Raw genomic sequence first — 26,309 nt, 5'->3', positions numbered from 1 at the left:
GTTGTCGGTATCCCATGCTCTGCTTCACTTTGGTAGGTAAGGCAGAGAGGGTACCGGCGCTGGCCCTCCTGCCTCTACCTTGTGATCCAAAGTGCTGCGCTTATTCTATGAATCCAGGTATACAACGCCTGCAATTGAGCATTTAGTATCATTTTCTACCGCTATGGATTGGCCAGAAAGTGATCAATAAACACTGCGTAATCCTGCTCAGTGCAGTCGGCGTAAGCGACTGCCAGTGTTGAAACGATCTCGACAAACTGCGTTTCCCTTCCTTTCAGGCGCTGACCTACCGCCTTAGCAAAGCGTGTCGCGTCACCTCGATTAAGCGCCTGGGCACCGCGCAGGTGTTCACGGGCAAGAATTTCCCCCCACTGCTGCGCCAGCTTTTTATACGACTTACCACCAGAAAGCTTATGGGTCGGCATGTCTTTCTTGAACGGCGAGCGCTCGCGAACCGAAAACACCTTGCCGTTCATGGTTAGCCAGCCAAGATAAGCATCCGGGTGCTCGGCAATGGCATGGAATGCCGCAGCATGGCGGATACCTTCATTGGGAAATAGCTTTCGCCATGCCTGCTGCTGTGGCTTGTCCATCAGCTGGAACGCTTCTGGCGACACCTGCTCTTTGATATCCAGAATGATATCGTCGTGCTCGTGCTCAACGCCTCCTTCAATCAATACGTAGTAGCGCTCCACGCCCAGCGAGCCGGTACCTGCATCCAGACGTCGAGCCGTATCTTTCACACGAAAATGGTGAGGGTCGCTCTCTTTAAAGGCGTGTTGCAGCGTTTGCTGGTACTCCTGCTCAATCAGTCGGCCTAGCTGGCTGGCGACATCCGCCGGTAGATTAGCGAGTTTACCGGGCCGTTCGGCAAATTGACGGCCTTTCTGATCATCAAGCGTCGTCCACTTCTCGAGCATCCGCGCACGGCTCTGTTTATCCGCCACCTTATTCATGAACGGCTTCAGCGGGCCCTTGGCGGTGTCGAGAGTTACGGCGTGAATGGGTTTACCATCGACATGATCCGCCAGCGTTTGGTAATAGCCCTCTATTAACTTTTTAAGGGCTTTATCAATAGCCTTGGCATCCAGCTCCGCGTTCTCGCGACCATCCAGTACCAAGCTGATAGCCAGTCGCCAAACGTCGTACTGGTAATCGCCAATTAACGCATCGTCGAAGTCGTCCATACCATAGCGCACCTGATCATCATGATGCCCATAAGCGCCAAAGTTATAGGCGTGAGCATCGCCTTGCAGCCATGTTTGGGTTTCCGGCCAGCCGCCGAACAGGGCAAAGCGCCAATCATGCCAAACGTCTTGCCAGAAAAGATGATTGCTTCCCCGATAAAATCGGTAAGGCGACGCAGCCATTTTGGCGTACTTGGCTTGGCGCGTGGCCGTGGCCAATGTCTTGTTCGCCTGATGGGTTGCCTCAATCACTTGCTGAGGGCGGTTATGTCCAGTCAGTGCATGGCTCATTGCGTTGCCTTTGTTAGTGCATTCATTCGCTGTGTTTGCCCGGTGCGTAAAAAGCGCTCGGAGCATAAAAGCGGTTATCTGCAAGGGTAAGCGATGAACATGAATAGATTAAGTCAGCGTTTACTATCCACCCTTGCGCCCTAAGCGTGTTAACCCGCGTGGAGCTGCGATACGAAAGAAGCGCTCAACCACTTCTGCGTTGGTAGATGGCGTCATTAATGAGATCACAATAAATACCGGCAGATTGAGCATTAGCCCCCAAAAGCCTGCATGAATACCCATCGGGTGTGGCCAAAGGATAGTAAATGCTGTGGTAATCAAAAAGCCCACCACGATACCGGCCATCACGCCCAGGCGAGACGCTCGCGGCCAGAAGAACATCCCGATGAACGCAGGCATTACCTGGGAGGCAAAGCCCAGCCCCACCAACAGAATCATCACCAGGCTACCGGGTTCGGCAATTGCCAGTGGCGCTATCACCAAGAACATGATGGGTAGGATCAACAGTCGCGCCAACTTGCCGGTGACAGCGTCGGATAACTTCAACACGGGCTGAATCACATCCTTACTGAGCGACAACGACACCGAGTGAATAAAAGGTTCGCTGGAGGACATAGAGGCCGCCAGAGTGCCCGCTCCCAGCAACCCGACCAGTACGACAGGCAAATGCTGCATGGCGTATTCGAGTACCACAGTATCGGCGCGGGCGAGTTCAGGCAGCGAAAAAATGCCGATGAAGCCCACCACTACCATAGGCAAAATCACTACGTAATAAGTGGGCAGCCACGTCGCGCTACGACGAATGGTGCGCGCGGAGGAAGCGCTCATCCACTGCGTCCAGACGGGTGGCATGAACGAGAACATCGAAACGATGATTGAGGTCGTCCAGAAACTAAAGCTCATATCACCACCGGCGCCTGGCAAGGTGAGAAACTCGCTATGCTCGGTCTGAATACGTTCGAACACCCCAGCAAAACTCAACCCGCCAGTGGCGCTATGTACGGCCCACAGGCCGACGGCCCAGGCAACGATTAGCATCAGCACGCCTTGAAAGGCATTGGTGCGGCCAATCGCCCGCTGTCCGCTGACGTAGAGATACACGGCGATACAGGCCAACACCAGCACGACTCCCAGCCAAATCGGTATCAAGCCGCCGCTCATCACAAACAAAATATAGGCAGAGCCGATAGTTTGAAGCACCGCATAGGCCACAGAGCCGATCGCCATAACGAGTGCCGCTAGTGCTCCCAGCGCCGGGCTCTGGTATCGGTCGGAGATGGCGCTTGCTTGGGTTACGTGACCAAACTGCTCGCCGAATTGCCACACCTTCGGGCCGAAGTACCAGGCGACCAACGCGAGATAGGCAAGGTAAATCGCTACATAAAATACCGCGACACCTTTGGAATAAGCCCAACCGGGCGCACCCATGAAGGTGTAAGCACTCACACTACCGGCGGCGATCAGCAGATAAAGCGTCACCGGCCCCATGCTGCGCCCCGCCACGCCCCACTCCTCCAGGCTGTTCATGGAACGGCCTGCCTTGGCACGTAATCCAATCACCATCGCAATGACCACATACGTCAGCGTTATCAGTAATGGCCAAGGGCTATTCATGGTCGTCTCGCTCCACAATGCGATTACCGATCAGCATGACCACCACGCAGGCGAAAATAACCAGATAGCTCCAGACCACCATCAATGGAAGCCCCATCACCAGCGTTGCCCGGTTCACCAGGCCAATCACTGGCCAGGTTCCCGCCAGCACCAGTGCCACGAAAGCAATCAATAACCCCCACCCTGCCCGAGAGGTGGGCAGTACCAAAAAGCGTCGCATGAGCGTTCCCTTCGTTATTAATGATTAAACGTATTCAGAGGCAGAGCCATGTAAAGACCGATGTTAACTGACAGTTGCCATTACGCTGGCAGCATCGGCCAGCGTAATGGCAACGCCAGGCGCGTCTCCAATTGATGAGCCAATTTCAGCACGAAATGATCGTCGAAACGTGGGCCAATCAACTGCACACCAATAGGCATGTTAGCGGCCAGGGCCGGTGACGTTTCAGGACTGCTGAATCCAGCGTTAAGCGAGATTGCAGGCTGCTCCCCCATGTTCCACGGCACGGTGTAGGCAATATGCTCGAACGGTTGGCGCGGATCATTGCTGGGTGATGGCCACTCGGCAGGAAAGGCGATAGTGGGCGTTGAGGGTGAGATTACCGCATCGACCTTATCAAATACCGCTTCAGTAGCACGCCGCATGGCCATCGTCTGCTGAAACCCCTGCAACGCGGCTACGCCACTTAAACGTTCACCACCATCTGCCCAAGCCAAAATCGCAGGCAGCACTTTTTCGCGCTCCTCAGAGGAGAGCTTTAGCAGCTCTCCCCACTGACGAGCCTGCCAAAATTGATCCAGCCCATCCAGCATCTCTCGAGTCAACACTGGTGCTAACGGCACCAGCGTTGCACCTGCGGCTTCCAGTTGCTTTGCTGCCTGCTCGACATGACGGCGAATCTCGTCATCCAGCGGTAAGCCGCAGCCTGCCTCCATCATCACCCCTATGCGCAGGCCCTTCATCTCTAGCGATAAATCCAGCCAATCGATCTCTTCCGGCGGCAGGCGCATTGCATCGCGCCGATCCGTCCGGGCCAGCGCTGTCATCATTAGCGAGGCATCTTCTACACTGCGCGTCATGGGCCCTGCACAACGGCCCACATAATACGGGTCTATCGGTATACGACCCAGGGTCGGCTTGAAGCCCACTACGCCGCACCACGCGGCGGGCAACCGTATCGAGCCACCGATATCGGTACCTACGTGCAGCGGCCCAAACCCGGCAGCCGCCGCAGCGCCTGCGCCCGAGCTGGAACCGCCGGTATTACATGCCAGCTTCCAGGGATTACGAGTCAGGCCATGAAAGGACGATAGCCCTGATGACAGCATGCCAAAATCAGGGCAGGTGGTTTTCGCCACCACCAGCGCATGGTCTTCCGCAAGCCGCGCAGCCGGAGGTGCATCTTCTCGAGCAACGGCCTGCTCCCCCAGCCCTGTCCCTCCAGGAACTGGCATTCCCTTGGTGGCAATCAGCTCTTTCAGGGTTATCGGCACTCCATCCAGTGCGCCGCCTGGCTCGCCTTTGGCCCAACGCCGGGTCGAGGCCTCCGCGGTTTCCAGCAGCGACTCGGGGCGATAGGTGTAAAGCGCGTTGATATGCGGTTCCCATTGATCAATATGGGAAATCAGTGTTTCAGCAACATCCAGAGGAGAAAATGCTTGAGTGCGGTAACCTTCGAGTAATTGAGTAGCGGTCAACTGGTGTAGTTCGGGCATCACATCACCTTTGCTGTTGTTATCATGTCGTCATTACCACTAATGTCAGCATGAACCCACTCAGTGTCTTCTGCTATTTCAATATTGACCACAGCGTGTCCACTTTTTGTGTGCACATTGCTTTCAAGACGACGCTTCCGTCATCGTTTGCAGGGCACTCGCCAGTAACGAGAGGCACGCCTCGGTGGCAAAGCTGCGCTGGCGATGACGATAGACGCAAAGATCAATCCGCGCCGGCTCAAGCTCCAGAGGTGACAACGGGATGCTCACCAGCTCACCTGACTGACACTCACGCGCCACGGCCATCGGCGGAAGGATGAGCACGCCCGCACCGTTAAGCGCGAGGGCTTTCTGGGTTTCCAAGGAAGCGGTCTTGAAGGTAGGTGCCAACGCCACCCCTTGATGATGGGCAGCTCGCTCGAGCGCCTGACGCACACCATAGGATTCATCAGGCAGAATCAGGCGATGCTCTGCCAATATGGCAAGGCTTAACTCATTAGCATCTGCCAAGGGATGAGCAGGCGCCATGACGGCATGATGGTGCAAGTCAGAACTGGAGAACGGCACAATGTCATCATGGCGTGGCATGAAGAACGACAGGCCAATATCAGCGTCCCCACGACGCAGCGCTTCGATCATATGGCTGGCGCTAGCGGTGCCGATATCAAAGCGAAGATAAGGATAGCGTAGCCCCATGTTGGCCAATGCCGGCGCCAGCAGTCCGGCGACGACTCCCTCCGCTACTTGCAGACTGACCCGGCCGGTTCGTAGGCCTTTCAAGTCGGCAATGTGTTCCTGTACCCGTTCAAGATCGCGTAGGGTTCGCTGGGCCTGGGCAGCCAATAGCTCTCCTGCTGCCGTCAAACTAATACCGTTAGGGCCGCGTTCGATCAGTGGAGCCCCCAACTGATGCTCCAGTAAATCAATCTGACGGCTGATTGCCGTGGGGGCGATATGTAACTGAGCTGCGGCTTGGCGCAAGGAGTGACACTGGGCCACAGTATCAAAATAGCGTAATGCGCGGCCACTGATCATAAGCGCACCTTAAAGCCCCAACTGCCGCGACATCACCGTGACGTTTTCGCCCCGGTACTCAAGGCTTTCTACATCTTGCCAACCCAAGCGCCGATAGAGCGCCTGCTGGTCGGGGGTATAGAGATAGAAGCGCTCAATCCCGTTCTCGGCTGCTTCTACTTCTACCCGATGCACTAATGCAGAAGCAATTCCTTGCCCCCGCCATTCGGGCACAACAAACACGGAGGCAAGCCATGGGGTAAGGTCGCGGCGAATACTCATATCATCGACAATGAGGCTGGCAGTCCCCACTGGCGTTTCTTCACTCAAGGCCACAAATATCGTTGGCACACCAGCGTGCCCACATTCTGCTTTTAAACGTGCAATGGCTTGTTCTTTAGTAAGCCCAGGGTGCAAGTGTCCCCAGGCTTCAAATGTCCAGCACGCGACTATTTCAGCGCTAGGAGCGTCCGCGTTTAATCGCTGAATAGTGATATCGCCTCGCATAGTTCGCTCCAAACCTTATTTAGCACAAACGGATACATTAGCGACAAATAAGTATTAGCGCTATAGAGGGTCGAACCATTGGCTGGCTAGGGGCTGCCCCCAAGTATCGTGGTGCACCAACTCAGTCAATGCCAACCGACTCCGCCACCCCTTTGCTTCAAGCTCCGGCTGATCTAAAAACTCGCTCACATAGCCAAGGCAGAGATACGCCAGAGGATAGACATGTTCGGGCAAATTCAACGCCGCGCTTAGCTGCTCTTGATCGAGAATACTCACCCAGCCAACGCCAATACCTTCTGCCCGCGCCGCTAGCCAAAGATTTTGCACTGCTAAGCAGGTACTAAACAGGTCGGTATCGACAATGCTATTGCGCCCCAGCACATGCGGGCCGCCCCGGCTTCGGTCACAGGTAATACAGAGATTGAGTGGGCTTTCCAGAATGCCTTGCAGTTTAAGGCTGCGGTAATGCTCCTTGCGCTCGCCTTCAAAGCGCTCGGCGGCCTTCCGGTTCTCCTGCTCGAACATCGCCAGCACGGTTTCCCTGACGTCACGACTTTCAATCACGATGAAATCCCAGGGCTGCATAAACCCTACTGACGGCGCATGGTGTGCAGCTTCTAAAAGACGGGCCAGCACATCAGGGGGAATCCGGTCGGGCAGAAATTGCGAGCGCACGTCGCGCCGTTCGTGTATGGCGCGGTAAAGCCCACGGCGCTCAGCATCGGTAAAACGGTGATTCGAGGTGGTCATGGCGCTTGTCGGACCTTTTGCTGATCTGGTTTATAGACGAGTAAAGAGTCTACACGAGGTCAGCCCAGCCTCCATCGCAGTGGCGTTGTTTGGCGTAATACACCGTCCTCGTCCCAGTCGCCCCAGCCAGCAAAGGGGATGGCCAGTTCACTATTTAGGCTCTTCAGCCGAGATGCCCAGGCCGCTTTACAAGCCTCCAGGTGACCTGGGAGGTCAGCTTCCGGTTGATAACGAATACCGCCGCCTTGAATGCCGTAGCTCACCTGGGGCGCCAGTACGTCAAAGCCAACGTAGTACAGTGATGAATGAATCGGCCAAAGCCAGTGAACCATGTTGCCTGCACGACCAAAGGGCTGAAATGTCTTTTCAGGCGAGCCCGTGGTCACTGAAAGTATGGCCCTCTTGCCACGATAGTAGCCTTTATCGTAACGCATGCGACTCGTGTAGCGTCCTCCATACACCAGCACCCGATCAAACCAGCCTTTCAAAATGGCAGGCTGGGCGTGCCACCATAAGGGAAACTGGAAGATCACCAAGTCAGCCCACTCCAACCGCGCCAACTCCCGCTGGACGTCCTGCGGCAATGTGTTTTCTTCGTGGTGAGCCCGCTGCTCATTGAGGGGATAGAAGTAGTCCGATGCCACAGCGCTATGCGGATAGTGCCCAGCGCGCTCCACTGGATCAAACTGCTCAGCATAAAGATCATCCACTTCCACTGTGTGACCCTCGCCTATCAGCTGTGCTACCGCTTCATCTACTAGGCCGCCATTAAACGACTTGCATTCAGGATGAGCCAAGACGATCAATACATTCATACTGCGCTTCCCCTATCGATTGGTTCAACGACAGACTAACCTGTTCATATATGCTCAAAAATTGGCTAAAAATGAGAACCGGGCTTGCATGAATGAACAACGGATAAGATGGGACGACCTAGAAATTGTGCTAGCGATTGCCGAGGCGGGCTCGCTATCCGGCGCCAGCCGAACGCTGCGGATCAGCCACGCCACTGTTTTCAGGCGTTTAAGCGAGATGGAGAGACGACTGGGCGTTACTCTTTTTGAGCGCAGCCGTAACGGCTATACGCCGACCATGGCAGGCGACGATTTAACAGCGTCGGCCCTGCGTGTGCAAAATGAGATCAACGGCGCGGAGCGCCGAATCATAGGGCAGGATTTAGCGCTTACCGGCAGCCTGCGAATCACCACGACCGATACACTTTTCGCGGGCCTGCTCTCCCCGTTATTGGCAAGCTTTCGAGAAACCTATCCGGCTATCTCGCTGGAAGTGGTCATCTCCAACCAGCTTCATAGTTTGACGCGACGTGAGGCCGATATCGCTATCCGTCCAACCTGCAAGCCACCGGAAACGCTTGTAGGCCGAAAAGTAAGCGACATCCCCTTGGCAGTTTATGGACAACAAGCGCTTTGGCAAAAAGCTCCTCTGCCATTAGATCCAACGTCACTAACAACAGAAAACTGGATAGGCCCGGATGTTCACCTAGGCGATACAGCGCTTGAGCAGTGGATGGTGGGTAAAAACGCGGCCTACCGACTGGACAGCATGCTGGGGATGAAGCTGGCGGTCCGTCATGGGGCGGGCATTGCGGTACTGCCTTGCTATCTTGGCGATGCCGATGAAGCACTACTCAGACTCAGCCAGCCGATTGACGCGCTGACGACTCAGCTTTGGCTGCTCACCCATCCAGATTTGCGTCATGTGGCTAAAGTACGCGCGTTTATGGAAACGATCACTGAGGGGCTTCGCGGACGGTAACCACAAGGTCTGGTACCTGAAGGGCGAATCAAGTGACAGCGCACTCCGATGGCAAAAGCGATCACTCCTGCTCAACCCCCGCCAGGAACTGCTTTAACAACGCATCCAGTTGTTGACGTTGTTCGTCAGTCAGCCCGCTCACCAGCTGCGCCTGTGTCTCTACATGAGCAGCCACCGCTTCGTCGATCAGATCAAATCCGCGCTGAGAAAGAGAGATCAGAAAACCGCGACCATCATCCGGGTTCTTGACCCGCTCGATCAGTCCTGACTTTTCCAATTGATGGATACGGTGAGTCATGGTGCCTGAGGTCACCATGGTGGATGCCATCAAATCGCTCGGCGATAGCGCATAGGGCGCTCCCTCTCGGCGCAGCGTGGCCAATACGTCAAAGCCCGCATCCGTCAGGCCATATTTTGCCCAGGTCTTCTCCATCGCGCGCATCAAGGTGTGGTTCAGCCGTTTGACCCGCCCGATAGTACCCATCGGGGCTACGTCGAGGTCGGGACGCTCCTGGCGCCACTGTTTGAGTATGTGGTCTACATGATCCATAAACGTATTTTGCGCCTATATACCTTGACGTCAAGGTTAATCCTACATACCTTGATATCAAGATATAATCCTTGAAGGCTGCTAATGACATTACCCAACAAACCCAAGCTATACTCCTCTAAAAGAACCTGGCTTGCCCCGCTGCTGTATCTGCTCGCTGGTGGCGCCTTGCTGGGCCTATCGACTAATTTGGCAAAGCTCGCGGGTGAAATGCAGCTATCAGCGCTCGCTTTTCTGTTTTGGTCAATTTCAGGGGCGGCACTACTTCTGCTTGCGCTCGCCGCTTACCGCCGCAATCTGCCACCGTTGACCGTTCGCAGCGTCGAGTACTACCTGATCTCTGCGCTGCTGGGCGTGGCGGGCGCCAACCTGCTCTTCTTTTCGGCTATCCCCCATGTCGGCGCAGGATTTGTGGCATTGATCATCACGTTGCCACCGCTGCTCACCTACGTCGGTGCGTTGACGTTAAAAATGGAGCGCTTTCAGCTCTTGCGTGCGGCTGGTGTCATGTCAGCCCTTGCAGGCGCCTTCACTCTAGCTTTCCATAAGCTATCCGCCCCTGATGCTGACTACCTGTGGATTCTTCTTGCCTTGATTGGCCCTGTGCTGCTGGCCATCGGTAACCTTTACCGAACCCTGCGCTGGCCAGTGGGGGTGTCCAGCGATGCGCTGGCGCCAGGGATGCTGATAGCTGCCTCTATGCTTCTGCTGGGGGTGGGCCTACTGCCAGGCTTCTCACTTCACGTCCCCATGGATCGGTCTCTGCCGATAGTCCTAATTGCTGTCCAAGCAGTGGTGTTCGCTGGCCAGTTTTTACTGCTCTTCCTGCTGCAAAAAAGCGGTGGCCCGGTATTTCTGAGTTTGTTGGGCTCCGTCGGTGCCGTGGTGGGAGTTCCAGTCGCCATCCTGTTACAGGGAGAAACTGCCCCTGAGGGCTTGCTGCCTGGCATCCTACTGATTGGTGCCGGTATTGCCTTGCTTAACATTGGTAAAGCGAAGCAGGTGCCTGATAAAGCAGTCTAAACGGTGGCCTTAAGCGATGAGGCAATGTGATGATCATGGCAGGGCGCCACTGAGAGGGGGACAAGAACTGTTATACGATCCTACTTACTGCTACAGAATGCGACACTCCATGGGGTAAACGTAGCTGAAAATCTCACTTGTAGAAGACCTGTTGCTGGGAAAAGATCACAGCGTTTATTTCAAGCCCCGAGATTCATCAAACCGATGTGCTGTAGCGAGATATAAAAACCACTAGTGAATAAATCACAGAACCAAACTTAGTCTGCTGCCAAAAAAACGTAAAAGATAATAATAGCTAAAGCTACGAAAAACTTACCAGCTCGTCTTCAGAACATACCAAAGCTCAAAATCTGCATTACCAGTTACAGCAGCAAGCACGGCTCGACCAATTAAATTTTTCGTCATTTATTAGCTGCAGCTGCATGTACTTTTGCGTGATTGATCTAAATCAATTCAAGCCATTGTAATGGGAATACACTGAATATAGTTGATTGCTCCTTAACCATAGGTCGGAGACAGCGCATGTCAGATGAAAAGCTCACTTCACCAAAGCCTGAAGAGGATCTAGCGACACGGTTCCCTACAGCCTACTCAATTCTCTTCCTGCTAATTATTCTTGTAGCGGCGCTGACCTGGATCATTCCTGCCGGGCAATACGAACGTACGATGAATGAAGAGGTCGGACGCGAAATTGCAGTACCTGGCACCTATGTAACGGTTGATTCAAACCCTCAAGGTTTTGTGGACGTCATGCTGGCCCCCACGGCGGGTTTCTATGATCCCGACAGCTATGTCGCCAATGCCATCGACGTTGCCTTATTTGTGCTGTTTTTGGGTGGCTTCTTAGGCGTTATCAATGCTACCGGCGCAATCGACACGGGGATACGTAACGTGATGCATCGGCTGGAAGGCCGAGAGATCTGGATGATCCCCATCCTGATGACGCTGTTTGCCCTCGGAGGCACCACCTATGGCATGGCAGAAGAGACTCTGGCCTTCTATGCCATTCTAATCCCCATCATCATCGCTGCTGGCTATGATGCGATCACAGGAGTCGCCGTGATTCTGATCGGCGCTGGTATTGGTGTGTTGGGCTCCACTATCAACCCCTTCGCTACTGTCATTGCCTCTAACGCAGCGGATATTCCTTTTACAGAGGGAATTGTACTTCGGCTGGTGCTGCTGATTGGCGGGCTGGTGATTTGTTCAGTCTACGTGATGCGCTACGCCAAACGCATTAAGTTGGATCCTGCTCGCTCCGTTGTGGCCAGACAACAGGATGCACACCGCAAACTCTTTCTACAGGGACACGACGAGCTGGAAAATTTTGATCTTTCAGGCACTCAGAAAATTACCCTTGTTATTTTTGCTCTGACCTTTATCGCGATGATTTGGGGCGTCTCGTCCCAAGGCTGGTGGATGGCTAGGATGGGCGCACTTTTCTTTGGTTCCGCCATTGTGATCGGCATCATCGCTCGGCTGGGCGAGAAAAAGCTGACCAGTAGTTTTGTCGACGGCGCCCGCGATCTGCTCGGCGTAGCCCTGGTCGTTGGTCTGGCCCGCGGCATCGTGGTGATCATGGAACAAGGCATGATTGCCGATACCATCTTGCATAGCGCCGAAAGTACATTAGGTGGATTGCCTGAACTAACCTTTATCAATTTGATGTTCTGGATCGAGGTAGGAATGAGTTTCTTCGTACCCTCCTCATCCGGACTTGCCGTACTATCCATGCCTATTTTAGCGCCCTTGGGCGACTTTGCTGACGTAGGACGTGACTTGGTGGTAACTGCTTACCAATCAGCCAACGGCCTGGTTAATCTGATAAACCCGACCTTTGCCGTAGTGGTCGGTGGCCTAGCGATAGGCCGTATCTCTTATGACCGTTGGCTAGTATTTATCTGGCCTCTCCTTCTTATTTTGACTGTTTTTATCAGTGCAGTTATTAGCATTGGTGCATTTCTATAATCAGGGCAAAGGAGTATGCGACATGTCAGAACACACTTTGGGCGTTCACTCGGAAACTGGGACTTTACGGCAAGTTATCGTCTGCCGCCCTGGGCTAGCCCATAGAAGACTGACTCCCTCCAACTGCGATGCGTTGTTGTTCGACGATGTCTTCTGGGTCAAGCAGGCACAGAAAGACCATGACGTATTCGCCGAGGTAATGCGTGAACGTGGTGTGGAGGTTCTGGACGTTAACGACCTGCTGGCGACAACGCTTGATATTCCCGAAGCACGTACCTGGGTTCTAGACCACCGGATTACCTGGAATCATATCGGGGTAGGCATGGTATCCGACCTTCGCACATGGATGAACGAACTGCCGGGTAATACGCTGGCGAAATTTCTCATTGGTGGTTTGGAAGTAGGTGACCTGCCTTTCGACCCTGCAGGGCTGTTCGGTAACCATCTGGGGCCTCACGGCTTTGTGCTGCCGCCACTGCCCAACTTACTGTTCACCCGGGATAACAGCGCCTGGATTTATGGTGGTGTCACCCTGAACCCTATGTACTGGGCTGCGCGCAAACCAGAGACGCTGCTAATGAGCGCGATCTACCGGTTCCATCCGAAGTTTGCCGGCAAGGTGAACGTGCATTGGGGCGACCCACTTGAAGATCATGCGCTGGCGACCCTGGAAGGAGGGGACATCATGCCGGTGGGTAATGGTGTCGTGCTGGTGGGAATGGGGGAACGATCCTCTCCGCAAGCCATTGGCCAGCTGGCCAAGACGCTTTTTGCTAACGGCACTGCAGAACGGATAATTGCCTGCCAGATTCCCAAGAGCCGTTCTGCCATGCACTTGGATACCGTGTTTACCTTCTGTGGCGGCAATGTAGTGACCACTTTCAAGGAAGTCGCAGATGAAATGGTTTGCTACGACCTGCGTCCGGGGGAAGGCAGCAAGCACCTGTCGTTCTTCCAGGACAGCCGTCCGCTGTTTGATGTTGTTGCCGATGTACTTGGTTACCCGTCCCTGGAAGTGGTCGCCACGGGTGGCGATACCCCTGCCGAACGGGAGCGAGAACAATGGAACGATGGCAATAACGTGCTGGCACTGAGTCCGGGGGTCGTCATCGGTTATGACCGCAACGACGATACCAATGCTGCGCTGGAAGCAGCCGGCATAGAGGTACTGGCCATACCCGGAGCGGAGTTGGGCCGGGGCCGGGGCGGTGGGCGCTGCATGAGCTGCCCGACAATACGAGATACAGTCTGACAAGGTAGGAGCAGAACCATGGCTTTCAATCTCAAGAACCGGCACTTCCTGACCCTGAGGGACTTTACGCCCCGAGAGATCAGTTTTTTGCTCAAGCTTTCCACCGACCTGAAAACAGCCAAGTACGCCGGCACCGAAGTACCGCAGTTGCAGGGCAAGGACATAGCGCTGATCTTTGAAAAGAACTCCACCCGAACCCGGGTAGGCTTTGAGGTTGCAGCGTTTGATCAGGGCGCCCGAGTAACCTATCTGGGCCCGACGGGCACCCATATCGGCCACAAGGAATCCGTCAAGGATACCGCCCGTGTGCTCGGCCGCGTTTACGATGCCATCGAATACCGGGGGTTCGGCCAGACGGTGGTTGAGGAGCTGGCACAATATGCCGGCGTGCCGGTTTACAATGGGCTGACCAATGAATTCCACCCCACACAGATCCTCGCAGACTTCCTGACCATGCAGGAAAACGTGGAAAAGCCGCTGCGGGATGTTGCCTTTGTATTTATCGGGGACGCTGCGAATAACATGGGCGACAGCCTGCTGATCGGCGGCGCCATGATGGGAATGGATGTGCGCTTGTGTGCGCCCAAGGCCTGTTGGCCCAGCGAGGCTATTCAGAATGAAGCACAGGCTATTGCCAGTGAAACCGGCGCCCGGATTATGATCACGGAGGACATTGATGCCGCCGTTGCGAGCGTGGATTTTGTCTACACCGACGTGTGGGTGTCCATGGGTGAACCCAAGGAAAAGTGGGCAGAGCGAATCAAACTGTTGCAGCCCTATCAGGTCAATGCTGCCCTGATGGAGAAAACCGGCAACCCCCGCGTAAGGTTCATGCATTGTCTGCCGGCCTTCCATAACACCGAGACCACCATAGGCAAGGAAATACAGGCCGAGTTCGGCATCGACGCCATGGAAGTCACCGACGACGTCTTTGAAAGTCCCGCCTCTATCGTATTTGATCAGGCGGAGAACCGAATGCACACCATCAAGGCGGTGCTCGTCGCCACTCTTGGAAACTGATTCAAGGAGCATGACATGCTTGTAGTAGCAGCTCTGGGAGGCAATGCCCTGTTGCGGCGAGGGGAGCCCCTGACCGCCGAGGCCCAGCGCGCCAACGTAAAAATTGCCGCCGAATCATTGGCCGAAATCGTCCGCGCTGGCCACCAGCTGGTAGTCACTCACGGCAATGGCCCCCAGGTAGGCTTACTGGCGCTTCAGGGCGCCGCCTATAAGCCGGACGAGGCTTATCCGCTGGATGTACTGGGCGCTGAAACAGAAGGTATGATCGGCTACATCATCGAGCAGGAACTGGAAAACGCCCTGGACCATAACAGACCTGTGGCCACCCTACTTACCCAGGTTCTGGTCGACAAGAATGACCCCGCCTTCAGCAATCCCACCAAGTTTGTCGGGCCAGTTTACGAAAGGGAAGAAGCCGAGACCAAAGCCGAAGCCGCCGGTTGGCACATCGCTCAGGATGGTGACAAGTGGCGGCGGGTAGTGCCTTCGCCCAAGCCTTTGGAGATACCCGACATGAGGGTGCTCCAGCTGCTGCTGGAACAGGGCGTTGTGGTGATCTGCGCTGGAGGCGGTGGCATCCCCATTCTTCGCCGAGAGAACGGCAGCATGATCGGCATCGAAGCCGTGATCGACAAAGACGCCGCCAGCGCACTTCTGGCCAGCCAGCTGGGCGCAGACGCCTTGCTCCTTCTCACTGACGTGGACGCCATCTACCGTGACTTCGGTAAGGACACCGCTGCACCTATCCATAAATTAACGCTGGATGAAGCTCGCAAGCTGGACCTGCCGGCTGGTTCTATGGGGCCAAAAATGGACGCCGCGTGCAATTTCGCTGAAAGCGGAGGCATCAGTGGTATCGGCCGTCTAGAGGATGCACTAGATATTCTTAACCTACGGACGGGCACTTGTGTTGCTAGCTAACGCTGTTTACTGCTTATTGCAGACTTAATGAAGACGTGTACCTACCGAAGGACGCCTTCATCAGTTGTCACAGCCTCCCCCTTATAAAACTAATAGAGGTAAGCCACCAAATCTGATGGCTCTTTTGATTCTCTCTTTACTCTGTTTATTCAATCCCCTACCCCAACTGGAACGGGTAGACCGAACCAATCTGCAGTAACTGCGTCAGTTCATCCAGAGCAACCAGTGACTCTTCCGCCAGCTGTGGATCGGCGAGATCGTCCGGGGCTAGGCGATCGCGGTAGTGGCGCTCCACCCACGCGGTCAGATCGGTATACAGTGCCTCGTTGAGCAGTACTCGGCCAGTGAGCGCGGCACGTTCGGCTTCCGTTAGCACCACACGCAAGCGCAGGCAGGCGGGGCCGCCACCGTTGCGCATGCTCTGCTTGACGTCTTTGACGATCACCTCACCGATGGGGTTATTGCCCGCCAGGATCAGATCCTGGATCGTCCGCCAGACCGCTTCGCGCTCCTGACATTCGCCGGGTACCACCAGCGTCATGGTGCCGTCCGGGCTGGAGAGCAGTTGGGAGTTGAAGAGATACGATGCGACCGCGTCTTCCATGCTCACCGCCTCGACCGGCACGCGCACGGGAATCAGCGGCGTGTGCATTTTGGCACGCAACTCATCGAGCGTGCCCTCTTCGTCCAGAAAGGCCATTTCGTGGTAGAGCAGCACGGGCCCGTTGCCCACTGCAATGACATCGTTATGGAACACGCCAGCATCGATGGCATCCGGGTGCTGCTGGGCGAAGACGGTTTGCGCTTCCGTAAGCCCGTGCTGGCGGGCTACCGACTGGCTGGCTTCCAGAGTCTGCCGGGCGGGATAGCGCTGGGGTTCACGCTCGCCGCTACGCACGTCACCAAATGCCTGGCGACCATAGACAAACAGGTGAACCCCGGGTTCACCATATTCGCCGCAAAGGCGGGTGTGATTGGCCGCCCCTTCATCGGAAAAGGCCGGCGTTGCAGGCAGCACCGGGTGGTGAGCAAAACACTGCTCATCGCGGAAAATAGCTTGCAGTACTCTCCCGGTGGTTTGCGGCTCCAGGTAGCGGTGAAAGCTCGACTGCAGATTGGCTGGCGTGAAGTGCACCCGGCCATCCGGTGCGTCGACGCTGGGGGTAATCGTGCCTGCGTTAGCGGTCCACATGCTGGAGGCCGAGCATACCGCCCGCAGAAGCTGCGGTGCCTCGACAGCGGCACGGGCCAGCACATCGCTATTACTGCCGCTGAAGCCCAGATCACGCAGCGCCCCTACATCAGGCCGCTGCTGTGGGGGCAGTACGCCCTGGGCGTAGCCCGCGTCCATCAGCGACTTCATCTTTGCCAGCCCCTGGAGCGCGCCCTCCTTGGGATTGGAGAGCAGGCCACCGTGGCTCATCGAGGCGACGTTACCAACTGCCAGCCCCGAGTAATTATGGGTAGGGCCGACCAAACCGTCGAAATTGACTTCCCTGATACGACTGAAGGCACTGCCTTTCATAGACTCACTCCTGGTGGCAGGGTTTCAGGCATCTCCAGGGTGTCGGCTTCCATGGAAGCCACCGGATAAGCGCAGTAGTCTGCCGCGTAATAAGCGCTGGGGCGGTGGTTGCCGCTGTCACCTACGCCGCCGAAGGGCGCATCGCCGGAAGCGCCGGTGGTCTGGCGGTTCCAGTTGACGATGCCTGCGCGAATGCGCAACAGGAAGTCGTCCCAATCGGCTTGCTCGCCGCCAATCAACCCGGCGGAGAGCCCGTAGCGGGTGTTGTTGGCAAGCGAGAGTGCTTCATCCCAATCGCGATAGCGGTGGATTTTCAGCAGCGGTCCAAAGTGCTCCTCGTCAGGAACGTCCAGGCCCGTCACATCAATCAGCGCGGGGCTTAGCAGGCTGGTGTTCTCTTCCAGGCGCCGCATGCGGTTGATCACCGTACCGCCCATGGATTCCAGTTCCTCTTGCGCCTTGAGCAGGCCATCTGCAGCGGCCACGCTCACCAAACCGCCATAGAACGGGGTAGGGTTCTCTTCGAACTGGCCCGCCACATGCAGCTTGCTGACCGCCTCTGAAAGCGCATCGATCAGCCGGTCGCCGACGGCGCCCTCCGGCACCATCAATCGGCGAGCGCAGGTGCAGCGCTGGCCACCGGAGAGAAACGCCGACTGCAGAATGGTAAGCACCGCCGCACGCTCGTCATCGATATCTTTCACTACCAGCGGATTATTGCCGCCCAGTTCGAGCGCCAGGATTTTATCCAACTGCCCGGCAAACTGCTGATGCAGCATGCCACCCACCTTGGCGCTGCCGGTAAACAGCAGGCCATCGATCCCGGGGTTGCCTGCCAGCGCCTGGCCCACGGCAACGCCGCCCTGCACCAGGTTGATCACCCCGGCAGGCAGCCCGGCTTCCAGCCAGCACTGAAGGGTTAAATCGGCGGTCAGTGGGGTCTGGTCGCTGGGTTTGAAGACGACGGTGTTACCCGCCAATAGCGCGGGCACCATATGGCCGTTGGGCAGGTGGCCTGGAAAGTTATAGGGGCCGAACACCGCCATCACGCCGTGGGGGCGATGGCGCAATACGGCTTTTGCATTGCCAACAGCTTTTTCACGCTCACCGGTACGCTCGTTATAGGCCTTGACCGATAGCGCGACCTTGCCCACCATCGCACCCGCTTCAGTGCGCGCTTCCCAGAGGGGTTTGCCGGTTTCAGAGGCAATCGCCACGGCTAGCGCTTCCCCTCGGGATTTCAGCACCTCGGCAAAACGCTCGACGAGAGCCTGGCGCTCGGCAAAGGGGGTACGCGCCCAGCCAGGAAAGGCACTGCGGGCGGCTTTCACAGCGATCGTGACCTGATCCTCGCTGGCCGTGGCGGCCTGCCAGAGCAGCTGTCCGGAAACGGGATCGTGCTTGCTCAACGACGCGGCGTCGCCTGCTAGCCAGGCGCCATTGATAAGTTGCTGCTGTTGGGCGTGCATCGTTCTCTCCTTGCCGTGTAAATGCGGGCTTATGTACGTACAGGCTTTCGGGCTCAGGTTTCCAGCAGGCGCAGGTAATCACCGGTAGCGACACTCAAGCGGCTCGCTTCCTGCTCGTTAAGCACGATGGTGTTGTCGTCGGCGGGCGCGCGGCCTATCCAACTGGCAGTAAAGTTCAACATATGGGTGGTAGCCGCCAGCCAGCGGCTGACGCTCTCTTCACGGGCAGCGGCAGATACTTCCACCTGGCATAGCCTTGAATTACGGATAGCGCGCACATCATCGATGTAGGCTTCCACGGTGGGGCCCCCGTCGAAAATGTCGATATAGCCTTCCCAGCGCAATCCCTCCTTCTTCAGCATTTCCAGTGCTGGGCGGGTATGGCGATGCACCTGACCAATGCAGGCGCGCGCCTCTTCGGCCATAAAGGTGGTGTAGATCGGAAACTTGGGCATCAGCTCACCGATAAAGCTCTTCTGCCCCAAGCCGGTGAGTCGGTCCGCTTCGCTGAAATCCATGGGGAAGAAGTGTTTGCCCAGGCTCTCCCAGAAAGGGCTGGTGTTGTTCTCATCGAACACACCGCGCATTTCTGCCAACACTTTATTGGGGAATCGGTCACGAAACTGGGCGATAAACAGCCAGCGCGCCTTGGAAAGCAGCGCGCCGTTGCGCAAGTGGCGATTGGCTTCACCGCGATACTCCGGACGCAGGAACAGCGAGCACACTTCGGCATCACCGGTGTGGTCGGAGCTTAAAAACAGCGTGTCGATGGTGCGGTGAAGGTCCAGCTGGATGGAGGAGTGCGCCAGGGTGCCGAGACGATAGTTATAAAACGGCACTTCTCGGCCTACCTGGCCTTCAATGGCGCAGCAGCCCGCCAACTCACCACTCACTTCATCTTCCAGTACAAAGAAGTAGAGTCGGTCATCCACCGGGGTGCGCTCTTCAAAGGCACTGGCGGCGGCTTCTATCTTGCCGGCCAAAAACTCGCGGTTATCCGGCAGCGAGGTAAACCCCACCCCGGCCTGCTGCGCAAGCGCCTGCAGCCCATCCAGGTCATTGCGGGCAATGGGTCGAATGCGCATTACATTTCTCCTTCATCGAGCGCGTCCACCGCGACGGGTAAGGTAAGCGGTGCGGCCAGCACGGCTCGCCCTTCCGAAACGCCCAGCCGCTCGGCGTGCTCCGCCGACAGCATCAACTGGCCCGTGGGCGACAACGCATAACGCGCGACGATACAGCGGAAATCACCCAGCTTCTGGTTGGCAATCATCGCCGGTTCTGCGTCCGGCAAAGCGTGTTCAGGGCGAATGCGCACCGGATGCCAGGCGGCACGGCGAAAGGTTTCCAGCCGGTCGCGCTCGGCTTTGACAATTGGCCCGGCGTCGAAAATATCCACATGGCGAGAACGCACAAACCCCTCGGCCAGCATCTCTTCCAGAGCCTCTTCATGGGCGGGGTGTTCACGTCCAATCGAAGCCCTCGCCTGGGGCGTCAACAGCGGCAGGTAGAGCGGGAATTGGGGCATCACTTCAGCGATAAAGCTTTTCGAGCGTACCCCCGCAACGTGATTGATGTCCTGGAAGCTGCGGGCAAAAAAGTGCCTGCCGACGCTTTCCCAAAACGGCGATTCGCCGCGGGTATCCAGATAGCCGGGGAACGCGACCGCCAGGATGCGCGAAAAGCGCTCGGGATACTGGGCAATAAACATCAACCGCGCCCGACGCAGCAGGTTCTCGGCACTGGTGCCCTTATAGCGGGGGTTCAGCGAAAAAGCGCATAGCAGGGTGGCATCCGAAACTTCGTGGGAAAGTGCCAGTGTCTGAACTTCACGACGCACATTCAGCTGCTGCGAAGCGTGAATCAGCGTTTCCTGACGATAGGTGTAGTAAGCCTCATTGGCACCCGCCTGGGCACGGATAGTGGCGGTACCGAGCACTTCCTCGCGTGAGTCGTCAGCCAGCACAAACGTATAGTGCTCGTTTTCTGGAAACTCGACGTCACCATTGAAAGCCTCCTGGGAGCGCGCGATGCGCTCCTGAAGCCGCTCGCGATTGGCAGGCAAGTTGGTCAACCTGGGCACTGCATGCTCAGCCAACTGTTCGAGCGCCGGTAGATCCGACGCTTTAACGGGTCGCACTACCAGCATCTTCGACGCCCCCTCTGTTAACCCAGTAGGCTGCTCACTCATGCTGAGGCAACTAGCCGCTCAATGGCACGCTCTAGCCGAGCCATGCCCTCGGCAATATCCGCTTCTGGGATCACCAGCGAAGGCGCCATGCGCAGCACATTGGGGCCTGCAATCAAGGCCATCAAGCCCTCTTCGATGGCCAGCGGCAGGATATCTTTGGCGCGGCCTTCATAGGCATCCGACATTTGGGCACCCATCAGCAGGCCCATACCACGGATCTCCTTGAACACCCCGTGTTTGCGGTTGATGGTTTCCAGATGCTCGCGGAACAGGTCGTGGCGTTTTTTCACCCCTTCCAGCACGTCAGGGGTATCGATAAACTCGACGGCCGCCAACGCCACGGCAGAGGCCAGCGCATTGCCGCCGTAGGTGGAGCCGTGAGTACCAACGACCAGCGACTTAGCGACGTCATCGGTGGCCAGCATGGCACCAATGGGGAAACCGCCGCCCAGCGACTTGGCGCTGGTAAGGATATCCGGCGTAATGCCGTAGTTCTTGTACGCGTAGAGCTCGCCGCTGCGACCCACGCCGGTTTGCACCTCGTCAAAAATCAACAGCGCGTTATGTTCATCACACAGATCGCGCAGGCCCTGAAGAAATGCTGGTGTTGCGGGCACGATGCCGCCCTCGCCCTGCATGGGCTCAACCATGATCGCGCAGGTGTCGTCGCCCATCAGCGCACGAACGCTTTCCAGGTCGTTGTAGTTGGCGTGCTGAATGCCACCCGGCACCGGGCCAAAGCCCTGGGAATACTTGGGCTGGCCGCCCACGCTGACGGTAAAGAAGGTACGACCGTGAAACGATTGATAAAACGAGATGATCTTGTCTTTCTGTTCGCCATGGTTATCGACGGCCCAGCGGCGTGCCAGCTTTAGCGCAGCTTCATTGGCTTCACCGCCGGAAGAGCATAAAAACACTTTATCAGCGAAGGTGCGTTCAACCAGCGTTTTAGCCAGGTTCAACGCAGGCTCGTTGGTAAACACATTAGAGAGATGCCAGAGCTTTTCGCCCTGCTCTTTCAGCGCATTAACGAGCACCGGGTGACAGTGGCCCAAGGAGTTGACGGCGATGCCACCGGCGAAATCGATATATTCGCGCCCCTGCTGATCCCACAAGCGGCTCCCTTCGCCGCGCACGGGAATAACCTGCTGCGGTGAGTAGTTGGGCGTCATGTAGTGATCGTAATCTTGACGGCTTGGGGTATGGCTCATGGGGCGTTATCTCCAATGGAGGGAAGGAATGAAAACAGTATAAGGGGCCAACACGGTCAACCGCTTTCAGCAATGGGACGGCAAATTATGAATAGCGACGCCCACTGAGTCGCGTTAACGTCTTGAAGAACGCTATAAGACCCCCATACTTATTGGCAAGCGATAAAGTCATGCTTGGATAGCGAGGTATCGCGACGTACTGACACTCAGGAAGAGAGGAGTACACCTTATGCAAATTGATCTAAGCGGTAAGCACGCCATCATTACCGGCTCGACGGCGGGTATCGGTTTTGCGATTGCCCAAGGGCTTGCCAACGCTGGCGCCAAGGTTGTCGTCACAGGCCGTTCGCAGGCACGTGTGGATCAGGCAATAGCCAGCATTAAACAGGATGCCCCGAATGCCCAGGTAGAAGGCGTGGCCGCCGATCTCGGTACTGCTGAAGGCTGCCAAACACTGATCCAGCAGCAACCCAGCGCAGATATACTGATCAATAATGTGGGAATTTTCGGTCCACAGGACTTCTTCGAGGTTGATGACGCGACCTGGCAACAATTTTTCGACATCAATATCATGAGTGCCGTGCGCCTTTCTCGCCATTATGCCCAAGGCATGCGCGACCGCAACTGGGGCCGCATCCAGTTTATCTCCAGCGAATCGGGCATCAACATCCCCACCGAGATGGTGCATTACGGCATGACCAAATCAGCACTGCTATCGGTTTCGCGCGGGCTGGCCAAAGTGCTCAGCGGCACGCAGGTAACTGTCAACGCTATCTTGCCTGGGCCAACGCGCTCTGAAGGCGTGCTTAAGATGATTGCTGAAATGGCTGAGAAAGAAGGCACTTCTCAACAGGAGATGGAAGCGCGCTTTGTCAAAGAGAACCGGCCCTCTTCCATCATCCAGCGCCTCGCCACGCCTGAGGAAGTGGCCAGCATGAGCGTCTATGCCGCATCGACCCAAGCGAGCGCCACCACGGGTGCGGCGCTGCGCGTGGAAGGCGGTATTGTCGATACCTTAACCTGAGCTCTCTAATCTTATCTTTCTAATCATACCTTTCTAATTTAGGCGCTCTTCTCTTGGCGTCATGCCAAAATGATTTCGGTAGGCGGTGGAAAAATGCGCGCCGGAGGAAAAACCGGTAGCAAAAGCGATATCGCCTACCGGCCGGTCACTCTCACGCAGTTGCTTGCGCGCTTCCTGCAGGCGTAAATCGAGGTAGTACCGGCTAGGTACCGCCTGTAGATACTTCTTAAACAGTCGCTCCAGCTGGCGCCGGGAAATCCCCAGGTGCTCGGCCAGTTCGAGGGTCGAGAGCGGCTCCTCGATATTGGCTTCCATTAGCGTAACGGCATCCACTAAGCTTTGCGGCGCGTGGCCCAAGCGAGTGCGCAGCGGCACATGCTGGCGCTCATCCGCCAGCCGAATGCGATCGCACACGAACTGTTCTGAGACCTGCTCTGCCAAGCGTGCGCCGTGGTGCTGACCTATCAGCGTCAGCATCAGATCCATCGCCGCCGTGCCACCGGCGCAGGTCAGCCGGTCGCGGTCAATTTCGAACAACTGCTGGGAAAGGGTGACTTGCGGGTAGGCCTGCGCAAACGCCTCAAAGCGCTGCCATGGCAGCGTGGCACGATAGCCTTCCAGCAACCCACAGCGGGCCAGCACTTCAGTTCCCCCGGCCAAACCACCAAGCGCCACACCGCGCCCTTGGTGGCCTCGCAACCACTCATTGAGCTTTGCTGGCAACGTATAGGGAAGCGGCGTGGGTGCGCATATTAGTAACAGATCAAGCGGCCCCAGCGCTGTACCCAGTTCATGTTGTGCGATCAAGGAAAGCTGAGCACCGCTGCGCACTGGTTCATCGCTGAGGCTTAACGTAACGGTGTGATAAAGCATCTGGCCGCTCAATTGGTTCGCCATTTGCAGCGGCTCCAGCGCGCTGGCATGGGTCAGCAGCGAGAACCCCGGCAGTAGCATAAACGCGACCCGCCGACGGACTATCGTTACTTTTGATGCTAAGTGATTTGACTGCATAATTATTGAAGAAACTGCATGAGAACCGCCAACGGCTTGGAAAATAACCATCTTACTCAATTGCGCAAATGAAGGTAGCGCTTGTTACTCATACATAAAAAAAGATGTCGCCGGGTTAATAGCGTTAGCGCAGCTACCAAAAAGGGCAAGGCGTATACGCCTTGCCCTCTTCATTAGTCACTACAGATTGGCTGAATCAAACAGCACCTCTGTTAGTGTTGCTGCGTTACTGCTGCTGCGCCTCAGATAGCGTCATGTTGCCATCCACTTCGCTGTACTCATCTTCTTGGTAATTATTCGATGAAGCTTCGATTTCATCTTCGCCATAGTTTGTGTTGACAACGAACTGATCATTTTCAAGCTGCATGTCATTGATAGGCAGCGCAATGTCCGTTGCGCCAAAACCCCAAATACCACCTACTGAAACGATAGCAAACAAATCGCCAGACTCATCGTGCTTTGCAATATGCTGCACTCCACCGATCTCTTCGTCCTCCTGATTCATCACTGTCATCCCTTCCAGGTCGCTGACCTGACGTGACATCAGTGAGTTGGACTGGTCATTTTGATTGGCCTGATCATTTTGATCAGTTTGGTCACTCTGCTGATCATTCTGCTGGCGCTCTTGCTCGTCTTCATTGACATTGACCTGGGCGTCTTCCGCTTGCTCAACCGTCACCTCAGGCTAGCCAGTTTGCTCAACAGTGACATTAGGTTCGGCGTCTTCAACGGTCACATTGGGCTCAGGTTGCTCAATAGTGACTTTAGGTTGAGACTGCTCCACCGTGATATCAGGTTTCTCTTGCTCTACTTCTACTTCAGCAGGCTTTTGTTCAACGTTGATGTCCCTAGTTTCGTCGTTGCTACGCTGCTCTTGCGCGTTTGTGTCTTGTTGCTGAGCCGTTTGATTGCTGCGATCAGTGTCATTCTGGTTCTCTTCCTGAGCAAGAACACCAGCTGACAAGCCTGCGCAAACCGCACCGATGGCAATTGCTAATGCTGTCCGTTTCATACAATCTCTCCTTGTGTTGGTTTACACATAAGAAGCTAGTACACCGAAGTACACTAAATCAAAGCCAAAACGAATTTCTTATAAAAGATTAATAAATATTAACCACTTACCAACAACTATGGAAGGTCTGAATAACTGCCGATATTCATCACCGCTCACTTGAGCCGAGAAAAAATCGAAAATTCAGACATTCTTCTCCCGTTCTTTGTGTATTTTTGCCCGTTTCCCGCTCATTGAGCGGAAAACGGGCGCAATCGCCCTATTCCCATAGGTATTTCTCACTGATCAGCAGGTTGCTGAACGCCGCCAGCAAGTGCAGGCGCTGAGTGTTTTTGGCCAGTCCACGATAGCGAGCCTTGCCATAACCAAAAACTTGTTTGATGTACCGAAAGGGGTGCTCCACCTTGGCACGGATACTGGCTTTGATTTTTTCGACTTTCTGTCGCCTGGCATCTAGCTGCTTGCGGGTGCCAGGCCGTTTGGCAATATACCAAGAGACATCGTTGCGGTGCTTGTGCTCGTCTCGTTTTTGAATACCAAGGTAACCGGCATCACCGAAGACGCGTTGCTCTTCACCGTGAAGGAGCTTATCGGCAGGCACAATGTCATGGACATTGGCAGCCGTGGTCTCAATGCTGTGAATCAACCCAAGCTTATCGTCGACACCTATGTGCATTTTCATGCCAAAGTGCCAAGAGCTACCTTTTTTAGTTTGGTGCATTTGCGGATCGCGCTCGCCTTTTTTGTTTTTGGTGGAACTAGGCGCAGAAATGATAGTGGCATCGACAATGCTCCCTTCGCGCAGCATCAGGCCATTTTTCTCCAGGTGGTTGTTCACTTCCTGGAACAGCACCTTGCCAAGGCCGTGGCGTTCCAGAAAATGGCGAAACTTGAGAATCGTGGTTTCGTCCGGCAATCGGTCCAGTTTCAAACCGGCGAATTGGCGCATGGACTCGATCTCGTAGAGGGCGTCTTCCATGGCCGGATCGCTCAGGTTGTAAAACAATTGCATGCAATGGACGCGGAGCATGGCAGACAGTTGATACGGAGGCCGCCCGCTCTCGCCCTTGGGGTAATAACGGGCTACCTTCTTCTCCAACTGCGTCCAGGGGATCAGCTTGTCCATCCGCTCCAGAAAGAGTTCGCGGCGGGTCTTTCGCTTCTTGTTCTGGTACTCGGCTTCTGAGAAGGTGATTTGATCCATGGCAGCACTGAATCCTATGCAGTTGACGATAGCCGTATTATCGCTGATGGCAGTGACTTTTTCAGAGCTTCCC

The 26,309-nt window shown here is 55.8% G+C and carries 25 protein-coding genes; 7 read left to right on the top strand and 18 right to left on the bottom strand.

Going from position 1 to position 26,309, the window contains the following annotated elements; all coding sequences use genetic code 11:
• Positions 1 to 161: 161 nt before the first annotated feature.
• From HZS80_RS14280 to HZS80_RS14245, 8 genes are all read right to left on the bottom strand, one after another.
• Positions 162 to 1,478 (bottom strand): DUF2252 domain-containing protein, encoded by a 1,317-nt coding sequence (locus HZS80_RS14280; RefSeq protein ID WP_179916465.1) that lies wholly within the window; start codon positions 1,476 to 1,478, stop codon positions 162 to 164.
• A 123-nt stretch (positions 1,479 to 1,601) separates the two neighbouring features.
• The gene (locus HZS80_RS14275) at positions 1,602 to 3,092 is read right to left on the bottom strand and encodes a sodium:solute symporter family protein (protein WP_179916464.1); all 1,491 of its coding nucleotides are present in this window, start codon (positions 3,090 to 3,092) and stop codon (positions 1,602 to 1,604) included.
• Positions 3,085 to 3,312 carry a hypothetical protein gene (locus HZS80_RS14270; protein WP_035559978.1) on the bottom strand — a complete coding sequence of 76 codons (228 nt, stop codon included), beginning with the start codon at positions 3,310 to 3,312 and terminating at the stop codon, positions 3,085 to 3,087. The genes HZS80_RS14275 and HZS80_RS14270 overlap by 8 nt, the downstream gene beginning before the upstream one ends.
• 80 nt (positions 3,313 to 3,392) lie before the next feature.
• Positions 3,393 to 4,808: an amidase gene (locus tag HZS80_RS14265; RefSeq protein WP_179916463.1), complete on the bottom strand. Its 1,416-nt coding sequence runs from the start codon at positions 4,806 to 4,808 to the stop codon at positions 3,393 to 3,395.
• 123 nt (positions 4,809 to 4,931) lie between these two features.
• Entirely contained in the window at positions 4,932 to 5,843 is a 912-nt protein-coding gene (locus HZS80_RS14260; RefSeq protein ID WP_101147762.1) for a LysR family transcriptional regulator, read from the bottom strand.
• Positions 5,844 to 5,852: 9 nt separating this feature from the next.
• The gene (locus tag HZS80_RS14255; RefSeq protein ID WP_179916462.1) at positions 5,853 to 6,329 is read right to left on the bottom strand and encodes a GNAT family N-acetyltransferase; all 477 of its coding nucleotides are present in this window, start codon (positions 6,327 to 6,329) and stop codon (positions 5,853 to 5,855) included.
• Positions 6,330 to 6,389: 60 nt separating this feature from the next.
• Positions 6,390 to 7,079 (bottom strand): 5,6-dimethylbenzimidazole synthase, encoded by a 690-nt coding sequence (bluB, locus tag HZS80_RS14250; protein ID WP_179916461.1) that lies wholly within the window; start codon positions 7,077 to 7,079, stop codon positions 6,390 to 6,392.
• Between the two features lie 59 nt (positions 7,080 to 7,138).
• Entirely contained in the window at positions 7,139 to 7,894 is a 756-nt protein-coding gene (locus HZS80_RS14245; RefSeq protein ID WP_101147759.1) for an NAD(P)H-dependent oxidoreductase, read from the bottom strand.
• A gap of 88 nt (positions 7,895 to 7,982) precedes the next feature.
• Here HZS80_RS14245 and HZS80_RS14240 point away from each other — a divergent pair, with 88 nt between their 5' ends.
• Positions 7,983 to 8,855 (top strand): LysR family transcriptional regulator, encoded by an 873-nt coding sequence (locus HZS80_RS14240; protein ID WP_179916460.1) that lies wholly within the window; start codon positions 7,983 to 7,985, stop codon positions 8,853 to 8,855.
• Between the two features lie 61 nt (positions 8,856 to 8,916).
• Here HZS80_RS14240 and HZS80_RS14235 read toward each other — a convergent pair whose 3' ends face one another.
• Positions 8,917 to 9,405 (bottom strand): MarR family winged helix-turn-helix transcriptional regulator, encoded by a 489-nt coding sequence (locus HZS80_RS14235; protein ID WP_179916459.1) that lies wholly within the window; start codon positions 9,403 to 9,405, stop codon positions 8,917 to 8,919.
• A gap of 84 nt (positions 9,406 to 9,489) precedes the next feature.
• On the opposite strand from HZS80_RS14235, the gene HZS80_RS14230 reads away from it, so the two are divergent.
• From HZS80_RS14230 to arcC, 5 genes are all read left to right on the top strand, one after another.
• Positions 9,490 to 10,428: a DMT family transporter gene (locus HZS80_RS14230; RefSeq protein ID WP_179916458.1), complete on the top strand. Its 939-nt coding sequence runs from the start codon at positions 9,490 to 9,492 to the stop codon at positions 10,426 to 10,428.
• 522 nt (positions 10,429 to 10,950) lie between these two features.
• Complete coding sequence (locus HZS80_RS14225; RefSeq protein ID WP_035559940.1) at positions 10,951 to 12,396, top strand: YfcC family protein; 1,446 nt, start codon at positions 10,951 to 10,953, stop codon at positions 12,394 to 12,396.
• Between the two features lie 22 nt (positions 12,397 to 12,418).
• Complete coding sequence (locus tag HZS80_RS14220; RefSeq protein WP_179916457.1) at positions 12,419 to 13,648, top strand: arginine deiminase; 1,230 nt, start codon at positions 12,419 to 12,421, stop codon at positions 13,646 to 13,648.
• An 18-nt stretch (positions 13,649 to 13,666) separates the two neighbouring features.
• On the top strand, positions 13,667 to 14,668 hold the full coding sequence (locus HZS80_RS14215) for an ornithine carbamoyltransferase (RefSeq protein WP_035559934.1): 1,002 nt from the start codon (positions 13,667 to 13,669) through the stop codon (positions 14,666 to 14,668).
• 15 nt (positions 14,669 to 14,683) lie between these two features.
• On the top strand, positions 14,684 to 15,589 hold the full coding sequence (gene arcC, locus HZS80_RS14210) for a carbamate kinase (RefSeq protein ID WP_035559932.1): 906 nt from the start codon (positions 14,684 to 14,686) through the stop codon (positions 15,587 to 15,589).
• Between the two features lie 157 nt (positions 15,590 to 15,746).
• Here arcC and astB read toward each other — a convergent pair whose 3' ends face one another.
• From astB to HZS80_RS14185, 5 genes are read right to left on the bottom strand one after another with little or no spacing between them, the layout of a single operon-like run.
• Positions 15,747 to 17,114: an N-succinylarginine dihydrolase gene (astB, locus tag HZS80_RS14205; RefSeq protein ID WP_035559931.1), complete on the bottom strand. Its 1,368-nt coding sequence runs from the start codon at positions 17,112 to 17,114 to the stop codon at positions 15,747 to 15,749.
• Complete coding sequence (gene astD, locus HZS80_RS14200; RefSeq protein ID WP_035559930.1) at positions 17,111 to 18,583, bottom strand: succinylglutamate-semialdehyde dehydrogenase; 1,473 nt, start codon at positions 18,581 to 18,583, stop codon at positions 17,111 to 17,113. Before astD ends, astB begins: the two co-directional genes overlap by 4 nt.
• A 53-nt stretch (positions 18,584 to 18,636) precedes the next feature.
• Positions 18,637 to 19,668: an arginine N-succinyltransferase gene (astA, locus tag HZS80_RS14195; protein WP_035559929.1), complete on the bottom strand. Its 1,032-nt coding sequence runs from the start codon at positions 19,666 to 19,668 to the stop codon at positions 18,637 to 18,639.
• Positions 19,668 to 20,732 (bottom strand): arginine N-succinyltransferase, encoded by a 1,065-nt coding sequence (locus tag HZS80_RS14190; RefSeq protein ID WP_179916470.1) that lies wholly within the window; start codon positions 20,730 to 20,732, stop codon positions 19,668 to 19,670. The genes astA and HZS80_RS14190 overlap by 1 nt, the downstream gene beginning before the upstream one ends.
• Positions 20,733 to 20,770: 38 nt before the next feature.
• A complete protein-coding gene (locus tag HZS80_RS14185) occupies positions 20,771 to 21,985 on the bottom strand; it encodes an aspartate aminotransferase family protein (protein WP_035559924.1) in 1,215 nt (404 codons plus the stop codon).
• Positions 21,986 to 22,214: 229 nt separating this feature from the next.
• On the opposite strand from HZS80_RS14185, the gene HZS80_RS14180 reads away from it, so the two are divergent.
• Positions 22,215 to 23,009, top strand: a complete 795-nt coding sequence (locus tag HZS80_RS14180) for an SDR family NAD(P)-dependent oxidoreductase (protein WP_179916456.1) — start codon at positions 22,215 to 22,217, stop codon at positions 23,007 to 23,009.
• Between the two features lie 33 nt (positions 23,010 to 23,042).
• Here the strand turns inward: HZS80_RS14180 and HZS80_RS14175 are convergent, their stop codons facing one another.
• From HZS80_RS14175 to HZS80_RS14165, 4 genes are all read right to left on the bottom strand, one after another.
• Positions 23,043 to 23,963, bottom strand: coding sequence for a GlxA family transcriptional regulator (locus HZS80_RS14175; RefSeq protein ID WP_035560356.1), 921 nt, complete (start codon positions 23,961 to 23,963; stop codon positions 23,043 to 23,045).
• Positions 23,964 to 24,246: 283 nt separating this feature from the next.
• Positions 24,247 to 24,699 (bottom strand): PRC-barrel domain-containing protein, encoded by a 453-nt coding sequence (locus HZS80_RS23560; RefSeq protein WP_281662276.1) that lies wholly within the window; start codon positions 24,697 to 24,699, stop codon positions 24,247 to 24,249.
• Positions 24,700 to 24,705: 6 nt separating this feature from the next.
• Complete coding sequence (locus HZS80_RS23555; RefSeq protein WP_246362094.1) at positions 24,706 to 25,032, bottom strand: DUF6470 family protein; 327 nt, start codon at positions 25,030 to 25,032, stop codon at positions 24,706 to 24,708.
• A gap of 259 nt (positions 25,033 to 25,291) precedes the next feature.
• Positions 25,292 to 26,236 carry an IS5 family transposase gene (locus HZS80_RS14165; RefSeq protein WP_101147219.1) on the bottom strand — a complete coding sequence of 315 codons (945 nt, stop codon included), beginning with the start codon at positions 26,234 to 26,236 and terminating at the stop codon, positions 25,292 to 25,294.
• Between the last annotated feature and the right edge of the window lie 73 nt (positions 26,237 to 26,309).

Origin of the sequence: Vreelandella glaciei, assembly GCF_013415125.1 — a bacterium.
In the GTDB taxonomy this organism is placed as follows: Bacteria; Pseudomonadota; Gammaproteobacteria; order Pseudomonadales; family Halomonadaceae; genus Vreelandella; species Vreelandella glaciei.
The sequence above is the reverse complement of the archived record's forward strand: the minus strand, read 5'-3'. Positions and strand labels throughout refer to the sequence as shown.